This is a genomic window from Novosphingobium kunmingense (assembly GCF_002813245.1).
Taxonomy (GTDB): Bacteria; Pseudomonadota; Alphaproteobacteria; order Sphingomonadales; family Sphingomonadaceae; genus Novosphingobium; species Novosphingobium kunmingense.
On record NZ_PHUF01000006.1, the window covers coordinates 36,607 to 49,405 of the forward strand.

A 12,799-nucleotide genomic window follows, 5' to 3' on the forward strand; every position below is an offset into this window, starting at 1 on the left:
TTCGTGCTTTGACGCTGATGGACCGTTGACGGACCGAACAATGGAGGGCGCTCTCGAATGCGCCACCGGGAGAGGATGGGATGAACGCCAATATTGCCGATCTGGTCGATTCGCGCACCGGGCGCCAATCGCGCGCTATCTATTCAGACGAGGCGATCTACCGGCAGGAGTTGGAGCGGATCTTCGGGCGCTGCTGGCTGTTCCTGGTCCACACCAGCCAGATCCCCGGTCCCGGCGACTATTTCCGCACCTTTATGGGCGAGGACGATATCATCGTGATCCGCCAGAAGGACGGTTCGATCAAGGCCTTCCTCAACAGCTGCACCCACCGCGGCAATCGTATCTGCCGCGCCGATCGCGGCAATGCCCGCGCCTTCACCTGCAACTATCACGGTTGGTCGTTTTCCCCCGACGGCGCGCTGGCCGGGGTGCCGCTGGAAAACGAGGCCTATTTCGGCGAGCTCGACCGCAGCAAGTTCGGCCTGGTTCCGGTGACCAAAGTCGCCGAATACAAGGGCCTCATCTTCGGCTGCTGGGATGCCAATTCGCCCAGCCTCGAAGACTATCTCGGCGATGCCAAGTTCTTTCTCGATGTCTGGCTGGATGCCATGCCCGGCGGATCGGCACTGCTGGGCGAAACCCAGAAGATGGTGCTGGGCACCAACTGGAAGCTGCCGGTCGAGAATGTCTGCGGCGATGGCTATCATCTGGGCTGGGCCCATGCCGGGGCGATGTCGGCGGTCCAGACCATGGACCTCACCGGGCTCAGCGTCGGCAATTCGGGCGTCGATCTCGATGGCGGGCTGTCGGTCGCGGGAATGAACGGGCACATGGTGCTGAGCGCGCTCGACGGCGTTTCCGGCTATGCCTTCTATCCCGATCCCAAACCGATCCTGGAATACCTTGAGGCCAACCGTCAGACGGTGATCGACCGGCTTGGCGAAGTGCGCGGCAAGCAGGTCTGGGGGGCGCAGGTCAACATCACCATTTTCCCCAACCTGCAGCTGCTGCCCGGGCTCAATTGGTTCCGAGTCTATCACCCCAAGGGCCATGGCCAAATCGAGCAGTGGACCTGGGCCATGGCCGAAAACGACATGCCCGAGGCGGTGAAGGCGCAGATCCTAGAAAACCAGTGCCTGACCTTCGGCCTGGCGGGGCTGTTCGACAACGACGACGGCGACAACCTGACCGCCTGCACCGAACAATCGCGCGGCTGGCGCACGGCGCAGATGGATGTCTATACCAACATGGCGCTGGGCCGCTCCGGCAAGCGCGAGGGCTTTCCCGGCGATATCGCCGCCGGCCTGGTGAGCGAACACAACCAGCGCTATTTCTACCGCCGCTGGCAAGAACACATGATGGCGCAGAACTGGGCCGAGGTGCCCACCTACAACATCAACTCGCTGGCCGATCAGGAGGCCGAACATGCTTGACCGGCCCCTGTCCCCGCCCCCGGTCGAGGTGATCGTTGCGGTCACCCAGGCGCTCCACCGCGAGGCGCGGCTGCTCGACAATGAAGACTTCGAAGGCTGGCTGGCCATGCTCGGCGAGGATATCGGCTATCTCCTGGAACTGAAAAGTCGCCGGTTCCGCGCCGATCGCTCCAAGCCGTTGCCGCTGGGTCCGGGCGTGATCTTCAACGAGGATCTCGGGAGGCTAAGACTGCGGATCGATCGTTTGAAGTCCGGCTATGTCTGGGCCGAGGATCCGCCCAATTTCATCCGCCGCGCAGTCTCCAACGTCGAGGTGCTGGCCACGCGGGCGGAGAACGAGGTGCAGGTCCATTCGGTGCTCGTCATGCATCGCAACCGGATCGATGGCACCACCCGCCTGCTGACTGCCGGGCGCACCGACCTGTGGCGCAGCGAAGGCAGCGCCTGGCTGCTCGCCGCGCGCGAGATCGTGCTGGACCATGCGGTCCTGCCCGACAGCAATCTCAACGCCTTTTTCTGAACAAACCGACGGGAGAGAACACTCATGCGCTTCGAACGGATCGGCCGCGAGCCGGATTATTCGCGTTACATGGACCTCAAGGAAGGCTGGCTCGACCGTCGGATCTTCTCCGATGCCGATATCTATGAGGAAGAACTCTACCGGATCTTCGCGCGGTCTTGGCTGTTTGTCGCTCACGAAAGCCAGATCCCCAACAGCGGGGACTTCCTGACCACCCATATGGGCGAGGACGCGGTGATTGTTGCGCGCCAGCCCGACGGGTCGATCCGGGTCATGCTCAATTCCTGCCCGCATCGCGGCAACAAGGTTTGCTTCGCCGATGCCGGCAATACCCGCCGCTTCGTCTGCAACTACCACGGCTGGGGCTTCGACACGGCCGGCGAGCTGAAGGGCATGCACGAGGAATATTGCTACGACGCGGGCGATATCGATTACAAGAACCACGGCCTGAAGAACGTTGCCAAGGTCGGCAGCTACAAGGGCCTGGTCTTTGCCACCTTCAACGGCGATGCGCCGAGCCTGGAAGCCTGGCTGGGCGATTTCCGCTGGTATCTCGACATGATCCTCGACAACGAGGAAGGCGGCACCGAATTCATCGGCGGCTGCATCAAGTCGGTGATGAGCGCAAACTGGAAGTTCGGCGTCGAAAACTTCATCGGCGATGCCTATCACGCCGGCTGGACGCACGATTCGGGCTGTCGCTCGATGAACGACGGCATGCCCTTCCCGCCGATCGACATGCAAAACTCATATCACGCCAGCGTGAACGGCCATGGCTGGGAATTCGGCACCGAAGGCGTGGGCGATCTTGTCCTGCTCGGTCGCCCCAAGGTCATGGAATACTACAACAAGATCCGCCCAAAGATGGCCGAACGCCTGGGCGAAATGCGTTCCAAGATCTTCGGCTCGGTTGCTTCCGCCTCGATCTTCCCCAACGTCTCCTTCCTGCCGGGCATTTCCACTTTCCGCCAGTGGCAGCCCAAGGGGCCGATGCAGTTCGAACTCAAGACCTGGGTGATCGTCAACAAGAACATGCCCGACGATATCAAGGACGAAGTGACCAAGGGCGTGATGCAGACCTTCGGGCCCGGCGGCACTTTCGAGATGGACGACGGAGAAAACTGGGAAAACTGCACCACCGTCAACCGCGGCGTGGTTACGCGGCACGAACGCCTGCACTATCGCTGCGGCATCGGACGCCAGATCGAGCACGATACCCTGCCGGGCATCGTCTATCGCGGTCAGTACAACGATGCCAACCAGCGCGGCTTCTATCAGCGCTGGCTCGACATGATGACCCATGACGAATTCGGCAAGATGCCGGCCCGCCCCGAACCGCAACTTGGCAACGTGGCCGAAACCCGCGACCTGCCCGGCCTGTTCGCGCTCTGAAAGGGACCAAAACCATGACCGACACTGCTACGCTTGAACGGCCCGCCGTGGCCGCAGCGGCCTCGCTCGAACTGACCCATGCGCTGACCCAGACGCTCTATCGCGAAGCGCGCATGCTTGACGACGAGAACTACAAGGCCTGGACCGAGATGCTGGCCGAAGACCTGCATTACCACATGCCGGGGATCGAAACCCGCTATCGCCGCGACAAGACCGATCAGGTCACCGACCTGACCCGGATGGCCTATTACAACGACAGCAAGCCGGAAATCCTCAAGCGCCTGTCGCGCCTGGATACCGGCACCGCCTGGTCGGAGGATCCGGCCACGCGCTACACTCACATCGTTACCAACATCGAAGTGGAGCACACGGAGAAGACGGACGAGTTCCGGGTCTTTTCGAACTTCTATGCCTACCGCAACCGTAACGAACGCGACGAGGATTCGCTGATCGGCAACCGCATCGACATCTGGCGCCAGACCGGCGAGGGTTTTCAGCTGGTCAAACGCCGGGCTATCCTCAAGCATAATGTAATGCTGAGCAAAAACCTCAATATCTACATTTAATGCCCATCAATCTCGCGCTCTCTCGTAATTGGCGAGGATACGCGAGTTGTACCAAGATCTACACCGCAATTGAGCGGCAATAGATAAAAAAGTGAATATTTCTTAGGATTACTACGTTAACAAAGGGAGAATTAAACATGAGGAAGATTGCGCTTTGCGCCAGCACGTCGGCCATCATAGGCCTGGCCTGTCTGGCACCCGTTGCGGCACAGGCCCAAGACGCGGCTTCTGGCGCTGCTCAGGCCGAGGAGCAGAATAACGGCGGTCTTGAAGAGATCACCGTCACCGCGCGCAAGCGGTCCGAGAACCTGCAGGAAACGCCTGTCGCGATCACCGCGATGAACGCGGAAATGCTTGAATCGCGGCAGATCAACAACGTTGCCCAGGTGGCCAAGTTCGCGCCCAACGTGAACATCCAGCCGGTGGCCAACATCTCGGGCTCGAGCGCGTCGCTCACCGCCTTCATCCGCGGCGTCGGCCAGACCGATTTCAACATCACCGTCGATCCCGGCGTGGGCGTCTATGTCGATGGCGTCTATGTCGCGCGCTCGGTTGGCGCGCTGCTCGACATGTCGGACATTGCCGACGTGCAGATCTTGCGCGGGCCGCAGGGCACGCTGTTCGGCAAGAACACCATCGGCGGCGCGATCGTCGTCAATTCGGTGCAGCCGCAACACGAATTCGACATGAAGCTCGAAGCGGCGACCGGCCGGTTCAACCGCGCCGATTTCAAGGGCATGATCAACGTGCCGCTCAGCGACAATCTCGCGATGCGCGCCGTTGCCTCGTATGAAACCCGCGACGGCTACCAGAAGCGTCTGTTCGACGGCGGCCGCCAGGGCAACAAGGACAGCTTCGGCGCCCGGCTTGCGTTCAAGTGGGAACCGACCGACAAGCTGACCGTCAACCTGAGCGGCGATGTGAACATCCGTCGCGAGGAACAAACCGCGATCTCGCTGATCGAACTGCAGGACCAGGCCGAGCCGCTGCGCTTCGTCGAAGTTCCGAACAGCGCCCCTCCGGGTGGTTCCAACCGGGTGATCGCCGCGCCAAGCTCGATGTATTTCTGGAATAAGATCTCTGCCAACGGGGCCGGCACCGGCGCCTGCGGAGCAGCCTGGGGCGGGTTCGGTGTTCCTGGAACCCTCGCGCCGACCAGCAATCCCGACTGCGCCAGCACCCGCTGGATCACCGGCGATCCCGACACCACCTGGGCCGGCGGCAACAACCGTTCGGACTTCGACCTGTGGGGGGTCAACCTGACGCTCGATTATGACTTTGGCGACATCAGCCTCAAGTCGATCAGTTCTTACCGCGATCAGAAGTCGGTGTTCGAATACGATTTCGACGGCACGCCGCACGATATCCTGCAGCTCACCAACAACATCGATCTCTGGCAGGCCTCGCAGGAACTGCAGCTGACCGGCAGCATCCTGAACGATCGGGTGAAGTTTGTCCTTGGCGGCTACTACCTGAAGGAAAAGGGCCAGGACAAGGAACCGCTGGAATTCGGCTTCGCCCAGTTCTATTCGGGCGGGGTTATCGACAACGACAGCTATGCGTCGTACCTGCAGGCCACCATCAAGGTGACCGACCGGTTCTCGATCACGCCGGGTATCCGCTATACCAATGAAACCAAGCGGTTCGATCCGTCGTTCCAGACAATCTTCACTGACCGCTCGCAGCTCGATCCGGTGCTGGCATCGGTTTATCCGCAAGGCGCGTTCATTGCGTTCAGCCAGTGCCTGGTCGGACAGGCCAATCCGGCGGCCAACCTGTTCCCGGCAGGTCCGCTGGCCGGCTTCCCGCTGCCGAACTGCACGCCTTCGGCGACTAACCCGGGCGGCAACCATACCATGCCCGCCGTCCAGGTTCAGGCCAAGGCCAAGGAATGGACCCCGGCAATCTCGGCGGACTACAAGATCACCGACAATACGCTGATCTATGCGTCCTATTCGAAGGGCTTCAAGAACGGCGGATTCAGCCAGCGCATCTTCCCGGCTGAAGTCGCAACCCCCTCGTTCACGCCGGAATTCGTCGAATCCTACGAAATCGGCCTCAAGAACGAGCTGTTCGACCGGCGCCTGCGCGTCAACATCGCGGCATTCCTCTCCGATTACAGCGATATGCAGATCGTTGTGAACGAAGGGATTGCCCCGAAGGTGCGCAATGCCGGTGCCGGCCGGATCAAGGGCTTCGAGGTCGAAGGCGAAGCTGCCCCGATCGATCAGGTCCGCCTGACCTTTGGCGTTGGCTACCTGGATGCCTACTACACCGATATCGATCTGGCCGCCGCGCCCGTCACCAAGGCCTCGAAATTCGCCTTCGTGCCGGAATGGACCGCTTCGGCCGCGATCAATGCCGACGTCTATGAAGGCAGCATGGGCAAGCTGACCCTGCGCGGCGACTGGTCCTACCAGAGCAGCACGTTCAAGGATGCGGTGAACAGCCCGCAGCTGTTCCAGCCGGCCTACAGCGTGTTCGGCGCCAGCGCCTCGTTCACCGACAGGAGCGAGCACTTCACGCTGACCGGTGGCGTCACCAACCTGACCGACAAGCGCTATCTGCAGGGCGGCTATGTCGATCTGGATATCGCTGGCGCCGCAACGGCCAGCTATTCGCGCCCGCGCGAATGGTTCCTGAAGCTCGCCTACAAATACTGATACAAGACCTGAGGGCGGCGGTTCGCCGCCGCCCTCACCCTTGCCCGGGCAGGTGCGGCCTGAACGGGGCAACTAGGGAGACGTTCGATGGACGGACTGCGCTATTTCCTCATTCCCGTCATGACCCTGGCGGGCGCCATCGGGTTCATGCTCGGCGGCACTTATGTCTGGCTGGGCGCGGCAACCTTTCCGGTGCTGATGGCGCTGGATATCCTGCTGCCCGCAGACCACAAGATGCGCGCGCAGGGCACCGCGCTGGCGGGCGATCTTGCGATGTACCTGCAACTTCCCTGCATGATCCTGCTGGTCTGGGCCTTTGCCCGATCGGTCGCAACCGGGATCAACCCGATCATCGGTGCCGATAGTTCGGCCTGGCAACTGGCCGGTTCGCTCATCAGCCTGGGCTGGCTTTCGGCGGTGCCGACGCTGCCGGTCGCTCACGAGTTGATGCACCGCCGCCACTGGTTTCCGCGCTATGTCGCCAAGTGCCTGAGCGCCTTCTATGGCGATCCCAATCGCGACATCGCCCACATCGTCACCCACCATGTCCATCTCGACACCGCCAAGGACAGCGACACCCCGCGGCGCGGGCAGACCATCTACAGCTTCGTGTTCCAGGCAAGCTGGGGTTCCTACAAGGATACCTGGGAAAAGTCGGCCGAAATCCTGAGCAAGCTGGGCCACGCCCCGCTGGGGTGGCGCAATCCGGTGTGGCTGCTGCCGCTGCTTTCAGGGGGCATCATCGCCTTCGTGGGGCTGACGGCCGGACTGGCCGCCGCGCTTACCGCCATCGGCGCGATGATCATGGCCAAGATGTTCGTCGAAGGGTTCAACTATTTTCAGCACTATGGCCTGATCCGGGTCGAAGGCGAACCGATCGAGGTCCATCATGCCTGGAACCACCTTGGCGCGATCGTCCGGCCGATCGGTGCGGAAATCACCAACCACATCAACCATCACCTCGATGGGCACATTCCCTTCTACGCGCTGAAGCCCGAACCGCAGGCGCCGCAGATGCCCTCGCTGTTCCTGTGCTTTGCGACCGGCCTGATCCCGCCAGTGTGGTTCCGCTATATCGCGCAGCCACGCCTCAAGGACTGGGACGAGCGCTTCGCCACCCCCGGCGAACGCAAGCTGGCAGACGAGGCCAATGCGCAAGCCGGCTGGCCGCGCTGGCTGGCCAGCGCCTGATCGCGTAAACAAACTTCAAACCCCAGGCGGGCGGCATCCGGCAACGGGCGCCGCCCGCCCCATCTGGACCAACCCGCCGATGTTTTCCTTCCTGCGCAAATCCAAAGTAAACACCGTGTCCGTGGAGGGAACGCCAACCACGATCGAGGTTGCCGCTGGCAAGACGCTGCTCGAAGCGATGCTGGGCCAGGGACTGGCCATGCCGCACGATTGCAAGGTCGGTTCGTGCGGGACCTGCAAGTTCAAGCTGGTCTCCGGAAAGATTGGCGAATTGAGCCCGTCTGCGCTGGCGCTCGAGGGGGAGGAAGTGCGCGGCGGCTATCGCCTGGCCTGCCAGGCCATTCCCCGTTCCGACCTGACCATCGCGGTTGATACGCCGCTCATGCAAGGCAGAGCTGCCGAGGACTATCGCGGCACCATCGTCGCCGCGCCGCGGCTGTGCAAGGATATCATCGGGCTCACCATCGAACTCGACCGGCCGCTCGCTTTCACGCCGGGGCAATATGCCGATCTGACCGTGCCCTGGATCGAAGGCGCGCGCAGCTATTCCTTTGCCTGCGCGGCGCTGGGCGGGCCGGTGCAGCAGCTTCACTTCCACATCCGCCATGTGCCCGGCGGCGCATTCACCGACTGGCTTTTTGGCGCCGATCGCACCGGCACCGAGCTGATGGTTGCCGCGCCCTTCGGCCAGTTCGCCCTCAAGGACGGCCAGGCACCGATGCTGTGCATCGCCGGCGGCAGCGGGCTCGCTCCGATCGTCTCGATCCTGCAACAGGCGCTGGCAGCTGGCGGCACCCGCCCGGTACACCTGCTCTATGGTGCGCGCCGACAGGACAATCTCTATGCCCTCGACGAAATCGAGTCCTTGCGCAAGCGCTGGCACGCCCCATTCACGTTCACGCCCGCATTGTCGGACGAAGCTGCTGGCAGCGACTGGGAGGGAGCGCGCGGGCTGATCACCGAGCTGATCGACGGCGTTGCCGACCTGCCCGCCCACGAGGCCTATCTGTGTGGCCCCCCGGCGATGATCGATCTCGCCGAAGCACAATTGCTCGCCGGAGGCGTGGATCGTGCCGCCATTTCGGCAGACCGCTTTCTCGATCGCGGCAGCGGGCGGTGAAGCCGGGCACCGAATTTCGCTCCCCCTTGGGCGTCGATTACCGCAGCCCGCCCTCGCGCGCGAAGAAGACGCCAAGCAGATGATCGAGCTGCGCCTTGCGGAAGTGTTCGACGTTCTGCGATCGCGGACCGAAGAGCGCCAGCCGATCGGTCGAGCGGTCGTAGCGCGGCCAGTCGGCGACGAGCGCGCAGCCCGGCCTCCCGGTCTTCACGAACGCCGCCCAGCACGCTGAAATCCCCGTGCCGAACGCGCGGTCCTCGGTGCTGACTGGCCCCGCCAGCGAGGCGAAATAGTCGAGCGTGCCGAACACGAACGGAATTTCCGAGCCATGCGCCGCGCCGGGGGCTTTCCCGCGGCGCGAATTCGGCACGTAATCGAAGTGGTAAAGCCAGGACGGCGCGCCCCCGGAAGCCTGCCCGGCAATCCAGCGCGACGGCGCCACGAACCAGGCATCCCCAAGTACCTGGCGGGCCAGCTCGGCATCGTTCAGGTTCGCGCCATAGGCGGCGCGAACGGCGTCCGGCGAGGGACCGAGATAGCTCGCGGCTGAGCCCGGCGGCACACCCATCGCCAGGATCACGCTGGCTTCATTGCTGTTCGCGCCGATCAGCAGAGGCACGTCGATCGCCCCGCCGCGCGCAAAGGCCCGCCAGGGAGCCTCGCGGAGCAGCTTGCCGTCGATCATCGGTCCCACCAGCAAGCCGCCGGACTTGCCGTCGCTGGCCCGGATCAGGGCATCTCCGGGCAGTGCGCGCAGCTCGGCAGCCGTGGCTGCCGAACCCGCACCGGCCCGCTGTGCGAGTTCGCTTCCGCGACGCTCTTCCGCCGCCAAGGCGAACGGATCGGCGAGGCCGACCCCCGACTGGACGATCGCCCGGGCAAAGAGTCCGCGCGCTTCGCGAAGCGAAAGCAACGTCAGCACGTCGATCGCACCGGCCGATTCGCCGGCGACGGTCACGGCCCCGGGATCGCCCCCGAACGCGTCGATATTCCGGCGGACCCAGCGCAGCGCCGCCAGCTGGTCCATCAAGCCGTAGTTGCCCAACGGCTCCCCGCAGGGCGCATCCGCCGAGAGCGCCGGATGGGCGAAATAGCCGAGTGCACCGAGCCGGAAATTCACCGTGACCACGATGATCCCCTGCGCGGCGAGGGCGCTGCCGTCGAAGGCGGGAAACGTTCCGGACCCGATCACGTGCGCGCCGCCGTGGAACCAGACCATCACCGGTAGTCGCCGTGCGCCCGCGGGTCGCCAGACATTGAGTTGGAGGCAATCTTCGGACTGGACGTCGGCGAGTCCGCCAGCGACGAGGGCGGGCCTGACCGGTTGCGGGCACGCCGGCCCCATCCGCGTGGCGTCGCGCACGCCGTGCCAGGAAGCCGCCGACCGCGGCGGCCGCCAGCGCAGATCGCCGGTCGGCGCGGCGGCATACGGTATGTTGAGAAAGCGCTCGATCCCGCCTTCCGCGGCGCCCGCCACCCGGCCCGTCCGAAGCCTGACTTCGGGGGCGGTGGTTGCCGAGGCGGGCGGCACCGCCGCCGACAGCGCGGCGATACACGCCGCCCACCCTAGCCAGGAGCGCGCCTTTCGCGCCGGCCCGGCCGATCGGGCCGGGGCGGGCGGGCGAACCCCCTGCGTCAGAATCGGACGCGTCCTTCGACGCCGATCACCCGCGGCTGGCTGTAACGATTGATCGTGGGGGCCTGCGCGACGAAGTAGACCTTGTCGAACACGTTGTTGGCGAACGCGGCGATGCTGAAATTGCCGAACTCCAGGCCGGCGCGCAGGTTGACGAGGATGTAGTCGTCGAGATCGACCGAGGTCGCGGTCAGTTCCTGCTTGCCGCCCCATTGCCCGCTCACCAGAACGTTGCCGGTGAGAAGGACATCGTCGGCGACGGGCTGGCGGAGGTTGAGGTTCGCCGAGGCAAGCCAATCGGGCACTTGGGCCAGGTCGAGTCCGTCGTAACGCCCGCTGGTGACTTCGCCGCCCTGGCGCGACCCGCTCAGCGTCAGGCGCCCCGTACCCGCCCCGATGTCGAACGACTGGCTGAACTCGGCCTCGATGCCCCAGCTTTTCGCGTTCCCCGCGTTCGTCAGATAGGATACCGCCGCGACCGGGCACGCCGCATTGGTCAGCGCGCAGCCGTCGTCGACCTGCGCGATCAGGTCCTTGAGCCGGGTGTAATAGCCGGCAATCGCGAAATAGCCCCGTCGCATCGGGTTGCCCTTGATCCCCACTTCGTACGAGGTGCTGTTTTCGTTGCCGAACAGAACCTCGACCGGTCGGGGTGCGCGCGGATCCGACAGCCGCGTGTTGAAGCCGCCGGCGCGGTAGCTGCTGCCGACCTTGGCATAGGCCAGCACATTTGGCACCAGCTTGTATGCTAGGGTAGCGTTGTACGAAAGGTTGTCGGCTTCGATCCTGCCGTCGATGATCCGCGCCGCGCCGCCGATCGGCAGACCCGTGGCGAGATCGTACTGTCGGGCCGAAATGCTGCGCGTGTCGTGCGTGTAGCGCAGTTCTCCGGTCAGATTGAGGCTCTCGGTGATGTCGTAACCCAGCGAGCCGTATGCGGCATAGCTTTCGAAATTGAGTCGAGCCGGAGCGATGTTTCCAGGCGACGGATTGGCCAGCGTGGGCGTACGGGTGGTGGTCACCGAGAAATCGCTGTCCAGCAGCAGAATTTCGGCGCCGATGAGCCAGGTGAACCGGTTGCCCGTGCCCGCGACATGGATGTCTTGCGAGAAGTTGTCGGTGATATCGACAACGTAGGAAGCGGCACTCGGATCGATGGGGGTGGTCGCGCCGATCTGCCCGGCGGCACGGGCGCGAGCCAGCTCCGTCGGGTTCACGGCATCGTTGTCGAGGTCATACTCGCTCCGGCGCTTGCGGAACGAGCTGGTCGAGGTCAGTTCGGCACTGCCGAGGTCGACGCGGAAGATCGCCTGCAGGCCATCGACATCCTGGGTCGCACGGGGAGGCGTGTTCCACGGATAGCTGAACTGGTCCTGGATGTAGCCCCCGGGAAAGCCCGGTGTTCCGGCGGGGATGTAGATCTGGTAATGGATGCTCGGCGTGGTCAGCCGCTGCGTTTCCGCCGTTATCACGGCATCGACCGGACCGCGCTTGAGCCGTGCCTGTGTACGCAGGGCGTGGCCCTTCTGACGGTCGAAGTAGACGTCGTTTACAGGATTATAGAAGAAACCCTTGTCCTGCTCGATCAGATCGCCGCTCAGGCGAATTGCCGCGCCTTCGCCCAGCGGGACGTTGACCGCAGTCTGGAGCTGAAGACTGTCGTTCTCGAATCCATAGAGGACGCTGCCCCAGCCCGAGGCAGCGAATTCGGGCTGGGCGGAGATGATGTTGATCGCACCGCCAACCGCGTTTCGCCCATAGAGCGCGCCCTGCGTCCCGCGCAGCACCTCGACCCGCCCGATGTCGAGGAAGTCGAGGCGGGTGAAGTTGCGTCCGCCGACCGGGCCGCCCGCGATATAGGCGCCATTCCGATAGAGGCCGACGCTGGGATCGCCATTGGTGGCGCGCGCGGTTGCCGAGGCGCGGATCGAAATTTCGGAGGTGATCGAGGAATTGAGGTTGTTGAAGCGGACGCTCGGCTGATCGGCGAGAAGTTCGCCGCTGGCAGTTGCCCCACCGCGATCGGCAAGCGCGCTTGCGGAGATGACCGAAGCGGCGGTCGGCACGTCGGCGAGGCGCTCCTCGCGGCGCCGCGCGGTCACGACAATTGCGCCAGCTTCGCCGCCATTGCCGAGGGTGTCCCCTGTGCCGGCGGAGCCGTCCTGGGCCAACGCCGGATTCGCGGCGGTCATCCAGAGCGCCGTCGTGCAGAACAGAAGCTGTCCGAGCCGAACCATTATCCTCTCCCTCCTTTACATTTATTATCGATAATTTCGGA

Annotated in this window: 9 protein-coding genes; 7 read left to right on the forward strand and 2 right to left on the reverse strand. The window is 63.8% G+C overall.

Going from position 1 to position 12,799, the window contains the following annotated elements:
* The first annotated feature begins 80 nt into the window (after positions 1–80).
* From B0I00_RS14850 to B0I00_RS14880, 7 genes are all read left to right on the forward strand, one after another.
* Complete coding sequence (locus B0I00_RS14850; RefSeq protein ID WP_100868211.1) at positions 81–1,433, forward strand: aromatic ring-hydroxylating oxygenase subunit alpha; 1,353 nt, start codon at positions 81–83, stop codon at positions 1,431–1,433.
* A complete protein-coding gene (locus tag B0I00_RS14855; RefSeq protein ID WP_100868212.1) occupies positions 1,426–1,953 on the forward strand; it encodes an aromatic-ring-hydroxylating dioxygenase subunit beta in 528 nt (175 codons plus the stop codon). Before B0I00_RS14850 ends, B0I00_RS14855 begins: the two co-directional genes overlap by 8 nt.
* Before the next feature lie 24 nt (positions 1,954–1,977).
* Positions 1,978–3,345, forward strand: a complete 1,368-nt coding sequence (locus B0I00_RS14860) for an aromatic ring-hydroxylating oxygenase subunit alpha (RefSeq protein ID WP_100868213.1) — start codon at positions 1,978–1,980, stop codon at positions 3,343–3,345.
* Positions 3,346–3,359: 14 nt separating this feature from the next.
* Complete coding sequence (locus tag B0I00_RS14865; protein ID WP_100868214.1) at positions 3,360–3,911, forward strand: 3-phenylpropionate/cinnamic acid dioxygenase subunit beta; 552 nt, start codon at positions 3,360–3,362, stop codon at positions 3,909–3,911.
* A 137-nt stretch (positions 3,912–4,048) separates the two neighbouring features.
* Positions 4,049–6,574, forward strand: a complete 2,526-nt coding sequence (locus B0I00_RS14870; protein ID WP_100868215.1) for a TonB-dependent receptor — start codon at positions 4,049–4,051, stop codon at positions 6,572–6,574.
* Between the two features lie 87 nt (positions 6,575–6,661).
* The gene (locus B0I00_RS14875; protein ID WP_100868216.1) at positions 6,662–7,765 is read left to right on the forward strand and encodes an alkane 1-monooxygenase; all 1,104 of its coding nucleotides are present in this window, start codon (positions 6,662–6,664) and stop codon (positions 7,763–7,765) included.
* Between the two features lie 121 nt (positions 7,766–7,886).
* Entirely contained in the window at positions 7,887–8,885 is a 999-nt protein-coding gene (locus tag B0I00_RS14880; RefSeq protein WP_232730285.1) for a 2Fe-2S iron-sulfur cluster-binding protein, read from the forward strand.
* 37 nt (positions 8,886–8,922) lie between these two features.
* Here B0I00_RS14880 and B0I00_RS14885 read toward each other — a convergent pair whose 3' ends face one another.
* Together B0I00_RS14885 and B0I00_RS14890 are read right to left on the reverse strand one after the other, a co-directional pair.
* Entirely contained in the window at positions 8,923–10,416 is a 1,494-nt protein-coding gene (locus tag B0I00_RS14885) for a carboxylesterase/lipase family protein (protein WP_232730286.1), read from the reverse strand.
* A 104-nt stretch (positions 10,417–10,520) separates the two neighbouring features.
* Positions 10,521–12,758 (reverse strand): TonB-dependent receptor, encoded by a 2,238-nt coding sequence (locus B0I00_RS14890; protein WP_100868218.1) that lies wholly within the window; start codon positions 12,756–12,758, stop codon positions 10,521–10,523.
* Positions 12,759–12,799: the final 41 nt, after the last annotated feature.